At 47.9% G+C, this 21,286-nt stretch carries 21 protein-coding genes and 3 pseudogenes; 16 read left to right on the top strand and 8 right to left on the bottom strand.

Features of this window, described 5'->3' with window-relative positions; translation table 11 throughout:
* Positions 1–80 precede the first annotated feature (80 nt).
* The 4 genes and pseudogenes from GKC68_RS20520 to GKC68_RS20505 form a co-directional block, all read left to right on the top strand.
* The gene (locus GKC68_RS20520) at positions 81–677 is read left to right on the top strand and encodes a DUF2857 domain-containing protein (RefSeq protein ID WP_028722021.1); all 597 of its coding nucleotides are present in this window, start codon (positions 81–83) and stop codon (positions 675–677) included.
* Entirely contained in the window at positions 677–907 is a 231-nt protein-coding gene (locus tag GKC68_RS20515; RefSeq protein ID WP_028722020.1) for a hypothetical protein, read from the top strand. Before GKC68_RS20520 ends, GKC68_RS20515 begins: the two co-directional genes overlap by 1 nt.
* Before the next feature lie 78 nt (positions 908–985).
* Entirely contained in the window at positions 986–2,251 is a 1,266-nt protein-coding gene (locus GKC68_RS20510; RefSeq protein WP_028722019.1) for an STY4528 family pathogenicity island replication protein, read from the top strand.
* 87 nt (positions 2,252–2,338) lie between these two features.
* Positions 2,339–2,461: pseudogene (locus GKC68_RS20505) on the top strand (DsbA family protein); the annotation flags it as partial.
* 151 nt (positions 2,462–2,612) lie between these two features.
* Here the strand turns inward: GKC68_RS20505 and GKC68_RS20500 are convergent.
* The 3 genes from GKC68_RS20500 to GKC68_RS20490 are packed head-to-tail and all read right to left on the bottom strand — an operon-like array spanning position 2,613 to position 5,978.
* Positions 2,613–3,848 carry an MFS transporter gene (locus GKC68_RS20500; protein ID WP_239642641.1) on the bottom strand — a complete coding sequence of 412 codons (1,236 nt, stop codon included), beginning with the start codon at positions 3,846–3,848 and terminating at the stop codon, positions 2,613–2,615.
* A 2-nt stretch (positions 3,849–3,850) separates the two neighbouring features.
* The gene (locus GKC68_RS20495) at positions 3,851–4,687 is read right to left on the bottom strand and encodes a sulfurtransferase (RefSeq protein WP_028722018.1); all 837 of its coding nucleotides are present in this window, start codon (positions 4,685–4,687) and stop codon (positions 3,851–3,853) included.
* 52 nt (positions 4,688–4,739) lie between these two features.
* On the bottom strand, positions 4,740–5,978 hold the full coding sequence (locus tag GKC68_RS20490) for a hypothetical protein (RefSeq protein ID WP_028722017.1): 1,239 nt from the start codon (positions 5,976–5,978) through the stop codon (positions 4,740–4,742).
* A 356-nt stretch (positions 5,979–6,334) separates the two neighbouring features.
* Between GKC68_RS20490 and GKC68_RS20485 the strand changes: the two genes are divergently transcribed.
* Positions 6,335–7,561, top strand: coding sequence for an ATP-grasp domain-containing protein (locus tag GKC68_RS20485; RefSeq protein ID WP_104933043.1), 1,227 nt, complete (start codon positions 6,335–6,337; stop codon positions 7,559–7,561).
* A complete protein-coding gene (locus GKC68_RS20480) occupies positions 7,554–8,708 on the top strand; it encodes a PLP-dependent aspartate aminotransferase family protein (RefSeq protein WP_028722015.1) in 1,155 nt (384 codons plus the stop codon). The genes GKC68_RS20485 and GKC68_RS20480 overlap by 8 nt, the downstream gene beginning before the upstream one ends.
* Positions 8,709–8,920: 212 nt before the next feature.
* On the opposite strand, the pseudogene GKC68_RS20475 reads toward GKC68_RS20480, so the two are convergent.
* Positions 8,921–9,052, bottom strand: a pseudogene (locus GKC68_RS20475) (LysR family transcriptional regulator); the annotation flags it as partial.
* A gap of 14 nt (positions 9,053–9,066) precedes the next feature.
* Entirely contained in the window at positions 9,067–9,315 is a 249-nt protein-coding gene (locus GKC68_RS20470; protein WP_033777875.1) for a hypothetical protein, read from the bottom strand.
* 405 nt (positions 9,316–9,720) lie between these two features.
* Between GKC68_RS20470 and GKC68_RS20465 the strand changes: the two genes are divergently transcribed.
* Positions 9,721–10,122 (top strand): VOC family protein, encoded by a 402-nt coding sequence (locus GKC68_RS20465; RefSeq protein WP_029990737.1) that lies wholly within the window; start codon positions 9,721–9,723, stop codon positions 10,120–10,122.
* A 112-nt stretch (positions 10,123–10,234) separates the two neighbouring features.
* On the opposite strand, the gene GKC68_RS20460 is transcribed toward GKC68_RS20465, so the two are convergent.
* Positions 10,235–10,651 carry a GNAT family N-acetyltransferase gene (locus GKC68_RS20460; protein ID WP_028722765.1) on the bottom strand — a complete coding sequence of 139 codons (417 nt, stop codon included), beginning with the start codon at positions 10,649–10,651 and terminating at the stop codon, positions 10,235–10,237.
* A gap of 678 nt (positions 10,652–11,329) precedes the next feature.
* On the bottom strand, positions 11,330–13,267 hold the full coding sequence (locus GKC68_RS20455; RefSeq protein WP_014606782.1) for a methyl-accepting chemotaxis protein: 1,938 nt from the start codon (positions 13,265–13,267) through the stop codon (positions 11,330–11,332).
* A gap of 631 nt (positions 13,268–13,898) precedes the next feature.
* On the opposite strand from GKC68_RS20455, the gene GKC68_RS20450 reads away from it, so the two are divergent.
* The 9 genes and pseudogenes from GKC68_RS20450 (at position 13,899) to GKC68_RS20410 (ending at position 20,504) form a co-directional block, all read left to right on the top strand.
* On the top strand, positions 13,899–14,378 hold the full coding sequence (locus GKC68_RS20450; RefSeq protein WP_028722759.1) for a hypothetical protein: 480 nt from the start codon (positions 13,899–13,901) through the stop codon (positions 14,376–14,378).
* 332 nt (positions 14,379–14,710) lie between these two features.
* Positions 14,711–15,181 carry an IS66-like element accessory protein TnpA gene (tnpA, locus tag GKC68_RS20445; protein ID WP_104933049.1) on the top strand — a complete coding sequence of 157 codons (471 nt, stop codon included), beginning with the start codon at positions 14,711–14,713 and terminating at the stop codon, positions 15,179–15,181.
* 21 nt (positions 15,182–15,202) lie between these two features.
* A pseudogene (locus tag GKC68_RS20440) lies at positions 15,203–15,337 on the top strand (hypothetical protein); the annotation flags it as partial.
* Between the two features lie 78 nt (positions 15,338–15,415).
* The gene (locus GKC68_RS20435; RefSeq protein ID WP_028724190.1) at positions 15,416–16,138 is read left to right on the top strand and encodes a PFL_4669 family integrating conjugative element protein; all 723 of its coding nucleotides are present in this window, start codon (positions 15,416–15,418) and stop codon (positions 16,136–16,138) included.
* An 11-nt stretch (positions 16,139–16,149) separates the two neighbouring features.
* On the top strand, positions 16,150–18,168 hold the full coding sequence (locus tag GKC68_RS20430; protein ID WP_104933050.1) for a DNA topoisomerase III: 2,019 nt from the start codon (positions 16,150–16,152) through the stop codon (positions 18,166–18,168).
* Positions 18,169–18,799: 631 nt separating this feature from the next.
* Complete coding sequence (locus tag GKC68_RS20425) at positions 18,800–19,309, top strand: STY4534 family ICE replication protein (RefSeq protein ID WP_028724188.1); 510 nt, start codon at positions 18,800–18,802, stop codon at positions 19,307–19,309.
* A gap of 75 nt (positions 19,310–19,384) precedes the next feature.
* On the top strand, positions 19,385–19,939 hold the full coding sequence (locus GKC68_RS20420; protein WP_028724187.1) for a single-stranded DNA-binding protein: 555 nt from the start codon (positions 19,385–19,387) through the stop codon (positions 19,937–19,939).
* Between the two features lie 90 nt (positions 19,940–20,029).
* Entirely contained in the window at positions 20,030–20,272 is a 243-nt protein-coding gene (locus GKC68_RS20415; protein WP_024472137.1) for a DUF4160 domain-containing protein, read from the top strand.
* Positions 20,256–20,504, top strand: a complete 249-nt coding sequence (locus GKC68_RS20410; protein WP_024472138.1) for a DUF2442 domain-containing protein — start codon at positions 20,256–20,258, stop codon at positions 20,502–20,504. The genes GKC68_RS20415 and GKC68_RS20410 overlap by 17 nt, the downstream gene beginning before the upstream one ends.
* 305 nt (positions 20,505–20,809) lie before the next feature.
* Here the strand turns inward: GKC68_RS20410 and iraP are convergent, their stop codons facing one another.
* The gene (iraP, locus tag GKC68_RS20405; protein WP_022622171.1) at positions 20,810–21,154 is read right to left on the bottom strand and encodes an anti-adapter protein IraP; all 345 of its coding nucleotides are present in this window, start codon (positions 21,152–21,154) and stop codon (positions 20,810–20,812) included.
* Positions 21,155–21,286: the final 132 nt, after the last annotated feature.

The following is a 21,286-nucleotide window of genomic DNA, read 5'->3' as shown; positions in this document are numbered from 1 at the left end:
CTCTTACTGGGGGCCTGCCTGTCGGGCTGGCTCTTTGATGCAATCGAACTGACCAGCCAGGTCAGTACGGGAGGTGGTCTGTGAACCAGCAAAACCTTCCCGGCGCTACAGCCAGCATTCTGAGCTCGCTGCTGATGGACCTCAAGAGCGGCAATATCCGCCGCTGCGAATCGCTGGGCCTGTCGGTTGAGGAAATCCGGGCGCTCAGCGGCCTCAGCCTCGATGAGCTGCACTATATCGGTCAGTCGAAGGTGTCCGTTCTGGACGTCAAATTCAACCACGAGAACTTCTGGCTGATACTCAACCAGGCCCGCAACGAGCAGGCCCGTATGCTGATGATCGACCGCGCCCTTGAGCTGGGTGGTTCTATGGAGCTGATGGACAAATACTTTGGCATGTCACCTTCGGACGTGAGCAGCCGTCGCCGGCTGATGGGCATCGAGAGCCGCCAGGGCCGGACGCAGTCTCTGACCGAGGAGCAGGATGCGCTTCTGTGGGACGAGTGGAAAAACACCGGGCTTGAGTCGCCGGAATCACACAAGGCGCTGGAGGCGATGATGCTCGCGGCTGAGCTTCACGGCCTGTCGCTGACCGCCGTGTGGACGAAGGTCTGCCAGTGGTGCCGGGAGGTATCAAAACGGGTTCCCTCAGTATCTGCGCTGCGTAAGGAGGCCTGATGAGATTAAACGACTTTACACGGCGTCAGCAGGTTTCCCCGTCGGTTCGCCGCCGGTCTCAGCAACTGTTTCTTGCGGTCTGCAGCGGCAAAAAGGTGTTCCGGCGGCTTGCCCTCAACGGCTACCTCAAGATTGATGTCGGTCCCTGCTGGCGTATTCTCAGCAAGGACGGAGGCCGGCAGTGGTGGCTGATGGATCATGAGACGTACAACCGTGAAATACGCCGGTAACGGACGACCAGCGATGACCAGACAGTGCCGGGTTAATCCCGGCACTGTGCTGTCTCAGGCAAAAAAGGGGAGCAAAAAATGAACATACCCGCCGACAGCATCGTGGCGCACACGCTGTCACGCATGGAAAAAAGCCTTGAGCGCAGGGCTGTTAACGGCGACGCCGGTCAGGAACGTAGCGGCCTATTGTTTATGGGCAACGTCCACGACGCGTTTCCCCGCCGGCTCTTTCTTGACACGCGCCTGTCGCCGCTTGATAAAACGGCCTGGGTGATGATACGGCTTTACGCGCAGCAGAATGAGGGAGCGGTGTTTCCGACCTATGACGAACTGCAGGCGCAGCTCGCCTCGGCGCACTCTGAGAAAGCCTCGCGTGAAACCGTGAGCCGCACGCTGCTGATGCTACGGCTCACGGGCTGGATAAGCCTGTGCAAAAAGGTGCGCGACGAGGGCGGCCGGGTTCGCGGCAACATCTATGCCCAACACGATGAGCCGCTGGGCTACCGTGATGCGGAGACCTTTGATCCGGGCTGGCTGACGCTGGTTGAGCAGAGCTGCCTGAGCCGGAACAAGTCCGTGCGCATGACGGCGCTGGCCATCATCAACGACATTCTTCTGGACAAGAGTATGCGCCATCGCCACAGCCGTCTGGCGTTGATTGAAAGTCGCATAAATGCCCCTTCAACGCCGCTGGCCATGATGCGTAAAAACGGCGCGGCACGACCGGGTTCGAAAAACGAACTCAGTCAGAAAGCAGCTGAAAAATCACCTTTAACACTGAGTTCGGAATCCGAACTCAGTCATGCGCAGGGTCGAAAATCACTGAGTACGGAATCCGAACTCAGCCTGAAATCAGTTAGTTACAACCCAGTTCGAAATTCGAACCGTAACGTACGTTCTTTCACACACAGTGTGATTAAAGAAACGTACGTCCCTGACCAGCCGGTTTTGCCAGAGAGCTTTCTGGCCAGCCTAAACAGCGAAGACCGCCAGATGGTGAGTCAGCAGTTCGGTTCGCTGCCGGTGCAGGTGGCTGAAGGGCTGAGCGGCCTGTTGCAGGCGCAGCTGCGCATTGGACGCCTGGCAAACCCAGCGGGCTGGATGTTTACCATGCTGAAACGTGCCAGACAGGGCGAATTCCGGCTGTCTAAAGTTCCTGTTACGCCTTCTACGCAGCGGACTGCAAAGCCCGTCAGCAGCCCAGCAGACAGTTCTGCATCCTTCTCTGAGTCAAAAAATACTACTCCCGTCCTGCCAGAGAATCGTGCGTCTGCCGAGCAGGTAAGTGCGGCTATTGCCGCCATCAGGCAGCAGTTCGTAAAAAAACCGCAATCAACGGGTTAAAAAATAATCTTGCTGCGGGGCGCAGCAAGCTCAAAAAATAAGCAGCAGATTAAGGCTCAGTATCAGCTTGCCAGTTGAAACTGCATACCCGTGATTATCGTTATGCCGGTGGAGAATGCCACCGAAGAAAACACCACGGTGCTGCCGGGCGTGGTCAGTGAAGCGTTGATGCAGCAGGCCATAAAAAAGCCGCAGGCAATTAAATACTGATAACAGGGGCCGTCTGCTATTCGCCTATCAAATATCCCGTTGAACTCACAGCCAGAAGCGTAAGTTTAAGCAAAATGCCATCACCTACATACTGGATATGTTTTGACATCAGAACTTTTGCTAGCAATACGCATTAATTCCTCTGGTGTCATCATCTAACAGGAGGGGGAAATGCCCGATAATCTGGTGATTCTTCAATGGAACGATAAATTAGAAGAGAGATAAGTCCTGTTATGAAGAGAAAAATAAACATCTCAGACACAAGCCCTGCATTAATGAGAAAGCCGCAGAATAGTGGGCACAATGAGGTCCCCAGAGATGTAAGGTTTATCAGAGAAAAGGAGGTTCCCCGCAGATGGTCTGGTGCCAGCCTATCAACTTCGACACTTAATGCGGGCATTGTGATGAGTTCACCCACACTGAGTACAAATGTGGCAATAACAATCAGTGTAAGTAATTCAAAACGGACCATTATAAATAATATCTGAGCTAACGAGATTAAAAATATCCCGAAAATAACTTTTCTCCGCGTACTCCATCTTCGTAAAAGAAACAAAACAGGATACTGGAAAATAATAACGGTAAATGCATTCGTCATAAAAATCGCGCTGATAGTATGCGTCAGATCTGGGAAATGCTGACGAGTGAGAAGCTGGACTAAAGGAGAATCAAATGAAACATAGGTAAACATGACAAGAAAAAAGCACAAAAGAAGTCTGGAAAATGACTGCTGTGAGAAGAGAATTCGGAGTGAAACGCCAATGCCATGGTTTATCTGTTCTCCAGTCCTTTTAACCACTGGATAGCGAACGATTATGCCCGTAAGCATTAAAGCATACAGGAGATAAATGAGACCAGAAATGATAAATAGGTTAACTGTCTGTGAGACAAGAGCATAGGTTCCGATCAGAGGGCCCAAAGCTGTGCCAATATTGACGATATAATAACGGATATACTGGAATTTTTCTCTTTTACTAACCTCACGAATATGATCTCCAATCATAGACTTACTTAATGATTCCGTAGATGCTCGTCCTGTTGCAATACATGCCATAGCAGTGGCAAATTCAGCTGGGTGATTTGAGTACGCCATCAAGAAAAATCCAGCCACACTCACTAACAAACTGGTTATAAGCGTACGCTCACGGCCCAGTTTATCTGACCAATAGCCGGTAAACACACCAATCAATACGCCAATAAACGAAGTAATAAAAAAAATGGTACCGATGATTATGGCACTGAGTTTGAATTGTTGGTAAAGCACTACAGATAAATAGGGCCAGGTCATGAAATAACCCATCCTGGACAGAAAGGTACCAGCGAGCATGGTACCAATTACAGGTACCAGATTATTCGGAGAGTTGGCTATTTCGTTATTATTGGTCATTTTCACACCTGATATGACTGGACTGGTAATGCACCATCAGCCCCCCATTCAGCCCAGGAACCATCATAGACTTTTAGATGATTAAATCCTGCAATGTACGCGGCTATGAGAACAATACATGCGGTTACTCCGGATCCACAACTAAACACCAAAGATTTTTTAGGAGACAACCCCTGGCGGTCAAACAGAGCGCTAAGAAAGTCTCGTGATTTATATTTTCCTTCCGCTAAAACCTCTGTAAAGGGAATATTCACTGAGCCGGGGATATGCCCGCACCGCAAACCTGCCCGAGGTTCAGCTTGAACTCCGTTAAAGCGAGCGGCTGGTCTCGCGTCGACAATGACAAATTGGTGTGTATTGATATTGCTTAATACAGCTCTTTTGTCCACCATGTATTCGGATTGGGCTGGAAAATGCTTAGCCTCGCTAGCGACCGGGAGCGTGTGATTTTCACATACTGCGAACCCAGCCTCCTTCCATGCTGGCACCCCCCCATCTAGTATATACACCTCCTCAACTCCCATAACTTTTAACATCCACCACACTCTTGGAGCGGAATATATTCCCTGTTGATCATAAACAACAACTTTTGTGTGCGGTGTAAGACCTATAGCACCCAGCTTAGCGGACATGTATGAAAACGAAGGAAAAGTGTGAGGTAGTTCAGAGTATTGATCAGAAAAAACATTATCCAGATCAAAATACACAGCACCAGGGATGACCTCTTTTTTATTTTCACCAGTCATATTCATTGTTTTTTTTAACGTGGCATCAAGAATAAGTATTTCTTTGGATGGCTGCATGTCCACAACCCATTGAGGAGAAACAAGAATTTTCATTAAAACTCCTTTTGACAAGAGGCCTTTTCAGGCCTCGTAACAATTATTTTAACTATACTTCGATAATGTCGATACGATTTTTATCCACGAGAGGGATATCATAATTTTGCATCTGGAGTATTTCCCCTGCAAAACAACCGTTTTTATAAATACCCGAGAGTCTGTCCTGTGTGAAGGCTTCAATGGCACTAGAATCGAAATGAACCTGATAATCAGTGTCACCAGTCAATGGGTCAGTAAAACGAGTCAGGTATCCAAATGTTGGTTCAAAGATGTTCACACAGCCTACAATCTGTCCAATTCTTTCATGAACAATATCATCAATAACTAAACTTTCCTCCGTTGCCGGAATGATAGCAAATAGCTGGCGTCCAGCCCGACACCATCCAACATGTGACGGAAGTTCCAATATCTCAATACCTGAAGTACCAAAATCCTCACTTACTCCTAGCTGGAAATTCAAAGCTACATTGTCATGTATCCATCTGATATCACGATAAAAATCAGCAACTTGATCTTGTGTCAATTGAAGATGGGGATGGCGTCGGCCATGATCGGTGAAACAATTGAATCGTACAGTTTGTACACCCAGCTTATTAAACAGCTGGCAATACTTAATGAGGTCGCTTCTAGTATGGTTATGTGTTCCTACCGTGATCCCAATGTTCACTCTCAGGCTGGCTTTATGATCATTACCGCTACTATAATTTTGAATTCGGGATATAACTTCAATACATTTATTTCCCGGAAACACTCCTTTGATTGGGTAGTCAGCATGAGGACTTAATAGTAACGCTTCAGGATCGTCGACCAGGCCATGGAATGTAATTGAGATCGTTCCGTAACCATTATTTACTGCTTTATCGAGTAGTTCTTTGTAGTTCTTCTGTAATAAAGGTTTACCACTAGTCCACGCATCCCCAGCTGCCATTGTATCTGTTTCATTTTTGTTTTCACCAGCACGAAACTCTCGATTATGTGCTGGACCATATATATCCATAAATTCGCCATTGTGTGCAAAACTGTCAACATAGCGGGGGTAAACGTTAAAACTCTGCTCAGTCAGTTTCCTGTAGATATCATGTCCCTGCTGGATACCAAAAGACTTTGAAAATACTTTTTCATAATTAACAAACCAGCAATGGTTACAATTCTGTCCGCAAGTATCCTTTCCGACAAAAGTATCGACATCGAGATAGAAATGGATGTCTTCATTTTTAATTGATTTAAAAGGAACTCGAAAATCAATGTCCCCATGATAATCGTAAGATATATCCTTATTTTCCTGCATTCGACATTGCCTCATTGTTGTTTTTTGATTCAGTATTTATATATCAGCAATAACATCTGTCAATCCTTGAGCTTCGTGTAACACTTAATTGAAACATTAAATCCAATAACGATTTCGCATCAGAGTATTAAACTAAAAAAATGATTTATTTTTATATTTTATCATTAAAAATGATAGTGACCTTACGTTACTATTTTGTTGCTCTGCTATTTATATACCTCTTAAATTAGAGAAAAAAGAACATATGTACATGATATTAATGATTATTTACATTTATTGACAATTTAATTTTAAATTCTAATCTTTACTACAGACTGGTTATTGATAAGGTTAAAGAAAAAGGAAGATTTTTATAAATGAAGAAAAAAAGTGTTCTAATACTGGCTAAAACAGAGTACGCGCGTACTCCTTATGATGAATGGTTACAGGATTCAGGTGTAATACCCATAGTGGTCACATCACCAAAGTTTTATGAGGAATATGCCTGCCACATTACGCACTGTTACAGTCTTTCAAACTATGATGAGGATGATGATAGCCTATTTGAATTGGTAGAAAAGATTTATAAAACAACTCCTTTTGACCATGTATTCTGCCGGGCAGAGGTTGATATTATTCGGGCAGCATATATTCGATTTCGTTATGGAGTATTGGGGCAATCAACCGAAAGTGCTCTCTGCTACAGGGATAAATACCTGATGAAAGAGCGACTTTCAGGACAGAATATTAAAGTTCCGTCATATCGTAAAGTTGATTCGGCTCAAGATATCCGTGCATTCTGTAGGCAAAGTGGATTCCCATGTGTTATAAAGCCCCGGCTCGCATCAGGTTCCTCCGGAGTGGTGATTATTAAGTCATTTGAGGATTTAGAGCTTTGTCTGAAATACGGCGAAAATCAATTTTCAGGGATGCTCGCTGAGACTTATGTTGACGGAGAGATGTTTCATGTTGATGGTCTTATCGTTGATGGCGAGCTGAAATTTATTCAACCGTTTAAATATATCAATGACTGCCTCTCGTATCGCAGCAATATGTACATTGGTAATATTCCTCTAGGAAATCATGATAGATTGTATTCCCTATTGGTTGATACGACAAAAAAAATCATCAGCTTTATGCCTGAAACAAAAAACTTCGCGTTTCATTGTGAGCTGTGGGTTACTAAGCAACAGGACATTATCTTCTGTGAGATCGCTAGTAGAACCGGCGGAGGAATGATTAGTTTTTTGATAGAAGATATGTCTGGATTGAATATTGACCGCGCATGGTTATTAGCCGAGTGTGAGGTAAACGCTGTAGTCTATCCTGACTACCATAAAGATTTTCAGCGATTTGGTTGTGTCTGTATCCCACCGGCAAATGGCAAGCTTCTCTCATTGCCAAGTGTCTATCCCTCTGCCGTTCGCCGGACACATCTGACAGGAAAATCAGGTGTGACTTATAGTGGAGGGGAAAAATCGGGTCTTTATCTCATTGGACATGTGGTGGAAGCTGATGATCCTGCTTCCGTCCTGACGATTTTCAGTGAATGTTATGAAAACATCCATGATGGACGTCACTGGGAAATTGTAAGCAATGACTGATAAGAGTGGTGGTGATGAAAACCGCTATTTCCCTCATCCAGCGATCCGGAGGTTTACCTCTGGTGTTTATCGTAATTTCGAAGAGCTTGAGCAGGCTTCTCAGGATTTGTTGAAAAAGCAGTATCCCCGCTACTCCCGCTTTGGAACGCCAATGACTGATGCTGTCGAGCAGGAAATCACTCGCCTTGAGGGCGGCCATTGTTCGATAAGTACATGTTCGGGCCTCGCTGCGATTACCTCTGTTTTAATGACCTTTTTACGTCCGGATGACCATATTTTAATCACTCGCTCAGTTTATGAACCTGTCCGCCGCTTCATTATGACTTATTTAACATCACTTGGTATCAATGCGACATTTATCAGTGCGAATGAATTTAGTCACTGTGAGGATTATCTCACAGATAAAACAAAGCTAATTTATATTGAATCACCCTCTTCAAATATTTATGAAGTTACTGATATCGATACTGTTACTGTCATTGCAAGACAGAAAGGCATACTGACTGTGATGGACAACACTTGGTCCACTCCACTCCTATTGAACCCCATCAGTCACGGTATCGATATTGTTGTTCACTCTGCTTCTAAATATCTGACAGGACATTCCGATGCTGTGATCGGAACAATAACCACAACAGAACGTTACTACCACCCTGTCCGCCAGTATCTCATGAATTCAGGAATGAATGCTGGCAGCGAAGAGTCTAGTAGTCTTTATAAAGGTCTTAAAACATTACCCTCTAGACTGAAAACACAAAGTGAGACAGCACATCAACTTATTGATTTTTTGAGTAAACATCCTGCCATTGAAACAGTAATTTCTCCTAATCTTTCGTCGCATCCTGACCATAAAACATTCATTAAGTATTATCAGCAAAGCAACGGAATTTTCAGTTTCGCCATAAGAAAACCGACTGACGCCAGACGTGATGCTTTTTTAAATGAGTTTAAAAAAGTTAAGTTAGCTTATGGCTGGGGAGCTGTAGACAGTTGTCTGATTCCGTTTACACCCATACACTGGCCAACTGGTAGCTCAGAGATGATTTTTTTCCGAGTCAGTATCGGTCTTGAAGACAGTCACGTCCTAATAACTGAGTTTTCATTAGCTCTCTCAAGACTTCAATTAAACGATTCAACTGTTTTATAACTTAATTTTTCGATTTTCTCGCATATTAATAATTGTGAGTACCGAACTGTACCAATGTTCTTACCAGAACGTAGGGAACCATGTTAAACAAGCAGATCCTAATGCGCAGTGAAATTTTGCGGATGTTCTAAGTACGGGTAGCGTTCTGAACGTCGAGTGTGTGCCAGAAGCGGACGTTTACTATGGAGATGAATTGATTCATTCTTGATAGCTCATCCTCTTATACGTAACGCATCAAGTAGCGCCTGCGTTGCATCAGAGGACGTTCCAGAGGACGAACAAACCAGCCCAGAGTCACGGCGTACAGCAGGTGCCACAGGTATTAGGCACAAGTTGCGCAAAGTGGCCGATCCAGTCATTAATTATCTAATTTTGACAAGATTGACCTGAAAAATTCAATGGCCTTCCAGATGTCATCCTGCGTATCTCCATCCCAATCAGGCACTATGGCCAACTCAGCCTTAAGTTGCTTAATGAGGATATGTGCATCTGCAACTTCATCCTTTCGACATTTTGATGCGATACGAGTTATCGCTGTTGTAGGAAGATTGGACTGAGGTGGGTGGTTGGTATATTCGGCTGTAATTAGTTTTTGTAGTTTACGCATATGATCAATATACCTTTAGGGATGGATAGGATGGCAGAAGTTATAATATTTAATAATGCTTCCAAAAGAGGGCTAAGAGAATAGTCAAATACTTAACTTCCGCTTGTCGCTCATAGCGGACCCTGACCTGCCGTCAGTCCGCTTTGTGCCAGAAGCGGACGTTTCCAACATCTGCATGCACTAATCCCTAGAGTACAGATTTCACTGCATAACCATGCAGAAGCGCAGAAATCATCATGAGCGTTTTTCGGGGTTCCGGGCAGGGAAAAGTGACGGAAATGGCCCTCAGGCCGCAGAAGAGAGCATTGCATAGCGTTTTCCAGTAGCTGCACTCGGATCGCAACAGCACTTTTATGTTAAAAGAGAGTGTCCGGGCTGTTGTGCCTGAAACCTGACGGAGCAGAAATGAGAACGCAAAAGCGATGCATGGGATACGTGGCGATCGTGGTCGACGACTACGACCGCGCGATCGAGTACTACACCGACAAGCTGGGCTTTACCCTGGTTGAGGACACACCGCAGCCTGGCAAACGCTGGGTTGTAGTGACGCCGAACCCGGAAAGCGACTGTAATCTTCTCCTGGCCCGCGCTTCAAACGAGCGGCAGGAAGGCTTTATCGGCAACCAGTGTGGCGGGCGGGTATTCCTGTTCCTGCAGACCGACGACTTCTGGCGCGACTACAACGCCATGAAAGAAAAGGGCGTCCACTTCTGCCAGGAGCCGCGGGAGGAGGAGTACGGGATGGTGGTTGTGTTTGAGGACATCTACGGCAATCGCTGGGATCTCTACCAGAATGCGCAGCCCTGACAGCTATGAGGCTGCGCACGTCCGGTGCGTGGCCGAACTCTTATGTTAAATCAGAGTGCCCGGGCATTATTGATCGCAACCCTGTAAACGCCCAGGAACAGGCTCTTTGGTTTTATCGGAGAGGCTTTTTCATTGAAGGTGAAGTGTGAGCCGCAAAACCATTACGTTCATAAAATGGTATCGCCTGCTGTCGGGCATCGAGGAACACGAAGTTCATATCCCTGCTTTCTGATTCAGTGGTGGCAAAATCCAGCAGTTTTTTCCCTATACCCGCACTTCTTGATGCCTCATCTACGACCAAATCATCAATATGGAGATGTGATCCTCTAGCCAGAGTATGAACGGGGCGGAAGCCCATCAGGCCAAGCATTTTTTCATCGCCAAATGCGCCAACAAGCTCATAACCGTTCATGGTCTGAATTCTGACGCTTTCGATAAATTTCTCTTTGGAAATATTCCGTAGCTGTGAAATCAGACTGTAAGCATGATCCCATTCAACCGGCAGTAATTTTCTGATCGCGATGTCCATAGTGCTCTCATCTCCACATAGGTTTCTGATTTTATAAGCGTATGAGACATGATTCGCAACAGGGTTGTTATGTTTAATGTGGCAGAGCTTCCCTGTGACCACCATTTGATGTCCGCTCCTCGCTCATAGCGGACCTCATGCTCAGTCAGCCTGTCCGCTTTGTGCCAAAAGCGGACGTTGCTTGCATCATGGAATGTTAGTTTACCGGGAGCAGGTCAGCGCCTCTATGCAGCTAACCCCGCATCTAATGATTTTCTGCATATCGCCATTTTCAAATTTGAAGTCTGATTTATGAAACTGCGTAGTAAGAGATTTGACTGAATGGCCGGATGGCGCGGGTGCAGAACAGCGCCCCAGGGGGAAGGTGTAACGCGCCGTCCGGCACGAGAGGAATTATGAAGGCCATCTGCAATAGAAACAACTTTAAAGAGGAACGCGTTGCAGGTTGCATAACGGATGTTATGAGCGTAGCTCATATGGGCAATTGGGGGGTAATGCCAAATATTTCAACAGGCGTTTAATTAGTCCACCGGGCCTTTAAGTGCAAAAGTATAGCTTTATCATGGTTTTAAATGAGATAAGCCATCCCTGAAGATGGCTTATCAAATGCAAATACAGACGCAGTTTTGTAAAAATGTTGCCGCATTAAATGGCACACAACCAAAGTATTTGAACCAATTATACAGCGTTTGTGCGGAATACGCTGACAGCATCCCTCAGGCTTGCGGCCCGGCTTGCAAGTTCATCAGCAGATGATGCAGACTCTTCAACCAGTACGGCATTCTGCTGCGTAACCTGATCCATCTGTGTCACCGCAATATTTATCTGAGATATGCCCGCACTTTGTTCTTCAGAAGAAGATGCAATCTCTCTGACTAATTGAGATGTTTGCTCAATAGCTTCCACGCTTTGCTTAACTTTTTCACCGGCATCCCGGGCCATCGAAATTCCCTGTTCGGCATGCTCAACTGACTGCTCAATCAGTCCTTTGATCTCCTTCGCCGCTCCAGCCGATCGCTGTGCCAGTGCCCTGACTTCAGATGCAACAACAGCAAAGCCCTTGCCGTGCTCACCTGCCCGGGCAGCTTCAACGGCTGCATTTAAAGCAAGAATATTCGTCTGAAACGCTATCCCGTCAATAACGGAGATGATTTCTTTAATCTGCCCCGCACTGTTGCTTATTTTTTCCATTGAATCCAGTACTGACTCCATCGCCTCACCGCCTCTTAAGGCCGCACTGGTAGCGGAGTTGGCCATTTCAGCAGCATGGCGCGTGTTATCTGCATTATTGCCGATAATTGACGATAACTGCTCCATACTGGCCGCAGTCTCAGCCAGAGAGGCTGCCTGTTGTTCAGTTCGCGCAGAAAGATCACCATTTCCGCGAGCAATTTCTTCAGATGAGGTAGCGATAGTGGCAGCGTTGCTTTTGATGTTTTCAACCGTAAGTGTAAGTCTTTGACTCATTTGCAGTAATGCCTTGAGCAGCCCGGCAGTTTCATTACGTCCTGTCACCGTAAATGTTGACGTAAGGTCACCACCTGCGACTTCAAGCGCCAGCTTTGATGCTACATTGACAGGTCTGGTAACGGAGCGAATGATAACCAGAGCGAAAATTACTGCCAACAGGACGATAAAAACAAGAACGGTCAGTAGTGCATATTGTGCATACCGGTGTTCCTTAATCTGCCCATTCAGCATTTCATTCAGTTCATTACCTCCGGCAATGGCGTAGTCGCTGAATTTGTTAATAGCGTGCGTAAAGAGCGCTGCATAGTCCTTCGGGTTCTGATTCGTCATGCTCCGGTTAATGAAAATCGCTTCAGCGGTTTTGAGAGCACTTTTTGCCTCCTCAACGGCTGCATCTGCATTTGCGCTAAATTTTTGCTTAAGTGTGTTATCAGATAAAAATAGTTTTTCAGAATCCTGAGCAAATAAATTCAGGTTATACGAACCATTACTGATTAAAGACTCCATACGGACAGAGTCTGCTTCACTTATGGTTTCATTTCGGGCAAGAAGTGACGTGCCGAATGCACGTATTTTCCCAAGGCTTTCGGTTAGCTCAGGCAATGATGAAAAATTACTCGTAATTAAACGGTACGTGTTGATATCTGAATCAAGTGAAAGGCCGTAAAAATCCAGCACATCACGGTTCGCGTTCAAAAGGTTGCGGATGAGGAGGGCATGCGCATCAAGGCTGGCTGTCAGAGTCAGTTGTGAAGAATCGATTCTCTGCTGTAGCTGGCTCCACTGTGTGCGCACATCATTGATTTTGCTGATTATGGCAGCGCTGCCTTCTGTCTTGGCCATATCTTTGGTAATAACATCAGTGATGTTTTCAATTTCATCTCTGACCTGAACGCGGGACGGTGTTGCTGGATTTTTGGTTGCAATGGCAAGGGCGGTTTCTGCACGATGGCGCTGTATCAAATTGAGCAGGGCTAAAATCTTATTTTCTACGGGTACACCTGTTACCTCTCGTTGCTTATCCTGAATGTATTTATTACCTTCGGACACAAAAAGCATGGTAGGAACTGAGAACAGAACAAGGGAAAACAGGCCCAGAATGGCAAATTTGGCGGTAAGACTTATATTGTTTAGAATCTTATTCATTTATAATTCCTGGTGAATTAGTTCGTTATAGTGACAATTGCAAAAGATACATTTGCAAAGCACCTTAACCTTTTTATCGGTTATTCCTTCATTAACTTTATACCGCATTGTTGATTTACTGCTTTACGGAATAAACTTTTAGTAACGTTAAATAAAGCACTTAAGCTAAATAATCATTTTTTCTCGGGATGAAGTTCTGTTCGCAGCGGCATTAGCCATTGCTGGATTTTCATCTGAGAATTTTTACTGAGATTTGAATGAGTCGGCTGAACTAAATGCGGTTCGCGCACATGTATTATTAATATGTCGCCGAAGGACGTTGTCTCGGGGGTGTAAGGTGAAGCAAAACTATCTGACCTGGCAGGCGCTTTGATCGCTGCGAGTGACCTGCTCCCCGTTGATTCACTCATAACGCTATTAGCAATGTCCGCTTCTCGCTCATAGCGGACCTTCAGCGCCGTCCGTCCGCCTTGTGCCAGGAGCGGCCCTTTGGTAGTTGTCAGTAGGACGATATTTGAGCAGAATGAGACAACCTTTAAGTATGAACGTTTTTTATACAACCACACACTATTGAATCCAGGTCCAAAAGGGGCTACTGACCCACAAATGAAAGGATGCACGAGATCGAGCTATGCGTATTCATCAACAGAATAAGTCCCGTAAACTGTATCGCAGCGTCAATACGACTACGCGGCACCATTCTAATAATCCAGGTGCAGAGTATCGCTGGGAACGCAATCGTAAAAAAGTCGGAGATGAGCTACTGGTAAAACGCGAGACAATGCATGGCAGACAGAAGCGTGGCCGAGACTATACCCCATTGTTTTATTTTCTGATCAAGCAGATTGGCAAACCGTGGGATGAAATATTCAGCGAAGTATGTGGACGTCTTGATACCACCGAGCCTGTATTCTGGTTGGTCGCGCTACATGAGCATCAGCGAAGGGATTTAGTCTGCATTGGCGAAAGCAGTTTTTATCCGGGTTTATTTGTTGATGAGAATGGAATTCTGCAACAGGTAAACCCTTCAATTACGAGAAAGGACGTTAAAGTGACTTGCCGCTGCTGTACGCACACTTATATCGGTGAGCCTGTACCCTGGATAGATTGAGTGACACCACCTATCTTATCTTGGCTGCGGTCATTGTCAGCAGTAAGAGTGCTTGCAAACATCCGTTACTTACTGACTGCGGGCCGTTAGCCCTTCCGCTCTGTGCCAGAAGCGGACGTTATTATTCAGGCCTCATCTATGCAGTTAGTAGAGTTAGATTGTGTTAACTAGTTGTTTCAAAAAAGCCATACCTGAACCCTGATGAAGCAAAAATGAGAACGCAAGAACGATGCATGGGTTATGTGGCCAGTAAGCGTCTCATATAGACCGTCTGTCCGTTTCCCTCCGGCCCCGTGACAATAATGTCCATCATTTATAATGGACATTAGAGTATGAAACACCGGACCTGGCTACTTGCCCCCCTGCATCTGCACTTCGACGAGAATTTAGCCCGGGTCGAGGCCGGAGGCCGTCTGGGAATTTTCAAAACGACCGTTTGCGATCTTTTTGTTCGATTACGGAAAGCCGGGCTTTCATGGCCTTTGCCCCCCGCCTTGTCGGAGCAAAAACTGGATGAGTGTCTTTACCGCCCTCTCTCCAGCGCACCGCCAGTCCCTGTGGTTACCGTTACGGACGAAAAGCCGATCGCCAGAAAGCGCATCCGCAGACCAAACTGCCCGCGCGCGTTCAAAACCGCCCTGGTCGAGAAATCACTACAGCTAGGCACTAATGTGGCCCAGCTTGCACGCGAAAACGGCATTAACGATAACCTGCTCTTCAACTGGCGCTGCCTTTATCGGAAAGGCTTGTTGCTTCCACACAACAGTGAGCTGGCACTACTTCCTGTCATCCGCAATGCCTGACCGAATCTTAGATCACTCACACGTTGTACATATAAAAGGAGAAAGCTATCGACTGAAGCAAAAGCCAAAGCAGGACTAACAACTGGTCAAAAAATGCTCTTGCTGCGGGGCGCAGCAAGTTCAAAAATTGAACAACCTGTAATTAGAGAATCGTGATTATGAGTTTCAGGCTGTTGTGAAACCTGTGCTTTCCGGATGATGCCGGTTCATCTTAACTGAATGCAGGTATTAACGATGGCAGAGAAGAAAAACAGGGCCGGTGCGCTTCAGTCTGAACTACGAATTGAACTGCACACTAATTATGCGATTGGTTTATGGGAAGGCCGCAAAGCGGAGAAGCGTGAAGACGGTAAAAAGGGAAAGCAGCCTATTATGGGAATGCCCCAGTTTCTTCATCGTGCCACACAGATCAACCGAGATTCTCAGCAAAACGAACCCTGGGCTGATATGGCCATGCTGACCCTTGAAGAAAAGATTGAGCATGCCAGTCAGCAGATGAATGAACTTATCGCGTCCCTTGATAAGCAGATGAGTTTCGTGCCTGCTGGCGTCAGTATTACGGATGCACAGGCAGCTGAAACGCTGGATCTGACGGTATTCAGTGGCACCCCCCTTGGTTACCGGTGCGTATTTTTACTGATGGGTTTTGATCAGTATGCAAAAAGGGTTTTGCAGGCTGCCCATTACGGTGTCATCTCCCGAAGTCAGCGTTATGACATGCTGGGCAGCGGAAGCCGTCTGCTCAGAGAGATTTATGGTTCTGTTCTACGCTATCGCAAAGTAGGCGCAACCCGTCTTGACGCTGCTGAAGATAACGAGACATGGCGCACTGCATGTGAGGCGGCCGGTGAACCTGATCGCGCTGTCCTTCTCGGAGAAAAGCGCTCGGCGTTTTCCCCGCCGGTTAATGAAGCGAGCGTAAGCCTTCTGCGCCTCCGTTATAAAGCCGGTCAATAGCGGGGCCGGTGATGCGGTTATTTTTGTGTGAGAAGCCTTCTCAGGGTCGTGACCTCGCCGCTGTGCTGGGGGCGAGCCGGCGCGGTGACGGTTTTATGACGGGTAATGGCGTGACGGTCACCTGGGCGGTAGGCCATCTGCTGGAGACCGCACCGCCAGAGGTCTACGGCCAGCAGTACGGAAAGCCCTGGTCTCTGTCTGCACTGCCAATTCTCCCTTCAAGGTGGCAGGTTGTCGTTAAAAAGGACACGCAGGATCAGTTTAAGGTCATTGAGAAACTGCTCAGACAGGCTGATGAGGTGGTCATCGCCACCGACGCCGATCGTGAAGGTGAAGTCATCGCCCGCGAACTGCTGGACTACTGCGGCTGGGAGGGGAGGATTCTGCGCCTCTGGTTTTCGGCTTTGGACGAGCTCAGCGTCCGGGCTGCTCTGAGCGACCTGCGTCCGGGACAGGCTTCGGTCGGGATGTACCATGCCGGGCTGGGGCGTTCACGCGCGGACTGGTTGGTCGGCATGAACCTGTCCCGACTGTATACCCTCCGGGCGGCCGAAGCCGGTTTTGAGGGCGTGGTCTCAGTCGGGCGGGTACAGACGCCCACGCTGGCACTGGTTGTTCGTCGCGACCGCGAGATTGCCGCATTCGTGCCGAAGCCCTACTGGCAGGTTAAGGCTGTGCTCAGTGCTTCAGGTGTCAGTTTTCAGGCATCGTGGGTGCCTGCCGCCGTCTATGCTGATGTGGAAAAGCGCTGTATTCACCAGAATATTGCTCAGCAGGTGGCGCAGCTCTGCCGTCAGGCGGGTGTTGCAACCGTGACGGAGTACGAAACAAAACGGGAGAAAGAAGCCGCCCCGCTGGCCTTTTCACTGGGAACGCTGCAGCGGGCCTGTGGCAAGATGTGGAATATGTCGCCACAGCAGGTGCTGGACACTGCTCAGAGTCTGTATGAAAAGCACAAGGCCACGACCTATCCCCGCACAAACTGCGGCTGGCTGCCGGAGTCAATGCGGGAAGAAATCCCGGCCGTGTTTGATGCCATGGCGCGTACTGACCCCTCACCTGAGTTCGCATCTCTGCTTTCACAACTGGACAGAGGGTTTGCTTCCCGCATCTGGAACGATAAAGAAATCACGGCGCATCACGGCATTATCCCCACGCGCAACGCCGTTCAGCTGTCCAGCCTGACTGAGACAGAGCGCCAGGTCTACCTGCTTATCCGTCGCAACTACCTGGCCCAGTTCCTGCCGCTCTGCGAGTCAGATGCGACGCGCATTTCCTTTGACATTGGTGGCCAGTTGTTCCGCACAACTGGCCGAACTGAAGTCTTAAAGGGCTGGAAAGTGCTGTTTACGAAGGACGAAGAAGATAAGGACACTGCTGAGGAAGACAGCGCAGGTTCCCTGCCACCGCTCAACAAAGGGGCACAGTGCGGCGTTACTGGCGCAGAAGTTAAGCAACTGATGACCCAGCCGCCTGCACACTACACCTTTGACACGCTGATTGGTGCCATGATGAACGCCGCTGCGTACGTCACCGACCTTCAGCTGCGTAAAATCCTCAAAGAAAACGCCGGGCTCGGCACTGAAGCAACGCGGGCTGGCATCATCGAGCAGCTGCTGAGCCGCCGTTTCATCACGCTCAAAGGCAGTAAACTTCTGGCAACAGACCTGGGGGCGGACGTCATTGATGCCCTGCCACCGCAGCTGACCGACCCGGGTATGACTGCGCTCTGGGAGCAGGCGCTTGACGAAGTGGCTGCCGGCCGTATGAACCTGAGTGACTTTCTGCAGCGTCAGACCGCCTGGACCTCGACGCTGGTCAGCCAGGGAATGCAGCAGCGCATCAGCATCCGGGTGCCGCCTTCGCCTCCGTGCCCGCTCTGCGGCAGCAAAACCGCCCTGCGCAGGAGCCCTAAAGGAGAATTCCGCAGCTGTACTCGCTACCCGGAATGCAAAGGCATCATCAGTCTGGATACTGGCAGGCGTAAAAGCTCAGGCAGAGCTAAGTCGCCAAAAACAAAAAAGAATTAACCCGTGTTATCCGATTGCGGGCGGGTAGCGCCTTTGTTATTGTGACGCCGGCTCTGAAGCCGCACCCCGTGACTGCGGGCTCCGTCAGCATCTAATGCATGTGCTGCCGGAATACAGTCTGGCCGCCCCCTACTACCTGTGCGGGAGGCGGCAAGGCACGAAAACTCCGTGAAACCCGTGCCGGGAGCTGAACACGCCAGCGGAGCAACTGCCTCAGGCAGATTAACTTAAGGTCGATGGTGCAGACCCCGATGGCGGTGCCGAGAGGTGCCGCTTTTTATTATCCGCGCACTGATGAATTTTTATACGTAGCCAGATTGACAAGCGCTGCGTGTACGTGAAAGATAAAGAGGCTAAACGTTGTCCTTCCGACAACTGCCAATGTTCCGGTGATTTGAGAGGAACGCCTTCGGGTAATCACATGCCAATGCCATCATAACCTGAGAGATGGCGCTTTCGGGCGGTTCAAACCTGTTAACCTTTGCAAACAGGGACCTGTATACCAGGTTAAGGTCCACTTCACTAATACAGCCTGTCGGCAATTACTTGCTGACCCCATGCGGGAAACTCTCTCCCGCACGGGACTGATGTTTCTCCGCACCCTGTTTCGTGTTACTCCGGAGATCACATCATGACTGCAACTGCAAACACCCCTGCTTCAAACAACACTGACTCTGCTGGCTCTGCCACTACCGGCAACAACCAGAAAGAGTATTTCAACCTTAACGTCAGTGGTATCGGCTACCTCAGTTCGATTCGTCGTCTTGAGGGGCAAAAAGGTGAATTTACCTGCGCCGTTATCAATGCCCTGACCGGACCAACTGACAGTGCATCCTATACCCGCTTCGACATTACCGTTGCAGGTAAAGAGCAGACCTCACTTATTAACCGCTGTCAGAAAGCCGTTGATGAAGAGGAAAAAGTCCTGATTGGATTTGTACTCAGTGGTCTTAAAGCCGACGTTTTTACCCTGCAAAGCGGTGAGCATGCCGGTGAATCCCGCCCCTCACTGAAGGCTCGCCTGATAAAGGTTGAGTTCATCAAAAAGGGACAGGTCGTTGTTTACAAGGCTCCTAACGCTTCCCAGACGCCAGAAACCGGTCCAGCCGCTCAAAAGGCTTACGATCCGGAATCTTTCTAAGCGTCACGGACACACCGCCGGAACACATCCCGGCGGGTGTGTTCCTCTCAACACCATTTCTAAGAGGAATTCATTATGTCCGCACGCGGCGTCAACAAAGTTATCCTGGTCGGCAATCTCGGTCAGGACCCCGAAGTTCGTTACATGCCAAACGGAACTGCAGTGACCAGTCTTTCTCTGGCCACCTCAGAAACATGGCGTGACAAACAGACCGGTGAAAACCGGGAAAAAACCGAATGGCATCGCGTCGTGCTGTTTGGAAAGCTGGCTGAAATAGCCGGTGAATACCTGCGTAAGGGTTCACAGGTTTATATCGAAGGCAAACTCAGAACACGTGAATGGCAGGATAGCGAAGGTACTAAACGCTATACGACCGAAATCGTGGTTGATGTAAATGGAACGATGCAGATGCTGGGCGGGGCTAAAAACAGCACCAACACCAGTGGAAACAATAAGCCTTCAGGCCAGCAAGATGGATGGGGTAAGCCACAACAGCCTCAGCCTTCTCAGGCACAACAGTCGGCTCCGAGTAATCCGGCGAACGAGCCGCCAATGGACTTTGACGATGACATACCGTTCCTCGGACACGGTTATGGCGTCTGTCGTAAGGCCATTTACGCAATTTCGTAAAGGATTCATTAAGTTATACCATCAGGAGCGCCAGTTTGACTGGCGCTTTTTTATTCACCATAATCGAGCCATGCACGGGGTAAAACGTTTATGCCCGTTATACTCAGAGTACGCGGATTCAAATTTTTCTTTTATTCAAACGAAGGTAACCCCCTCGAACCTGCTCATATCCATGTTCGCAGTGCTGAGGGCGAAGCCAAATTCTGGACGCAGGGTGAAGTCCGGCTGAGCACTAATGATGGATTCGATTCCATAACGCTCAGAGAGTTAACAAAGCTGGTTAAAGTTAACCAGACGCTTTTTGTGGAGGCCTGGAATGACTATTTCAGCTAAAACGGTAAGGTTCGACGAAAGTACCATGTGGGTTGAGCTGAGCGATGGCAGAACGATGGGAGTGCCACTTGTCTGGTTTCCAAAACTTCTCAACGCATCAGAACGAGACAGAAACGACTTTGAGCTGAGTAAGCGTGGCATTCACTGGGATGTGCTCAATGAGGATATATCAGTGGATGGCCTGCTGGCTGGCCGGGGTGACGTAACCCATACCCCTCATCATGTTGCATAATAATTCAAAAACCAGAACGCCAGCTGATGCTGGCGTTTTAATTTAAGTCTTAAAACACAAATTCTTTTAAATTAGTTTAATGGCAGTCAGAAATAAAATACGCAGGCTGTTCCCCCTGAAATAAAACCATCCCGATGGCAGTAAAGTCTTTATGAATAAAAGGAGAAGTTTTATTTAGCATGACCCTCCGACTAAGGCCTGTGAATGTCAGCCCTTCTGAAAAGCATATTTTCACCCGAACCTCCGGTTTTCCGCTGGAGCTCAACATTTGCTTTGTGAGCAATCAGACCAGCGGACATGCATGCTTAATCAACAGGTTTAAATGCACGGTTAAGTTCAGCAATACCTTGATGATTAATTTCTTCATCTGCTTCATCAACAGCCCTCGAAATGGTCAGCAGGCTCTGAAATTCACTGAGCAGGAGCGCGGCATCAGACTTCAGCAGGTCATCGCATTCGGCAGAGTCAATAACCGTATTAATCGCCTTATTGGCGCTTTCAATCATTTCGGTCACGCCACCTTCTTTACTGACAGCAAGAACAAGCGCGCTAATGAGAAGAGACTGCGCCTCAACGCGGGCTGTTAACTGCTTCATACCTGCATCGATGTGCGATATTTTAGCCAGCATGCTGAGTACAACGTTTTTCATTATATCCTCCTTAAAGTGAAGATTAGCTTTTTAAAATGAGCTGTTCAGCACTCTGCTGTTCAGGCGAGACCGCCATGTTCAGTCCGCAATGACCAGTACAATCGGGCTGAACGCGTCAATTGAGTCTTTTTA

This window comes from Pantoea sp. RSPAM1 (assembly GCF_038816185.1).
In the GTDB taxonomy this organism is placed as follows: Bacteria; Pseudomonadota; Gammaproteobacteria; order Enterobacterales; family Enterobacteriaceae; genus Pantoea; species Pantoea ananatis.
Note: the sequence above shows the minus strand (reverse complement) of the source record. Positions and strands in the feature narration are given on the sequence as shown.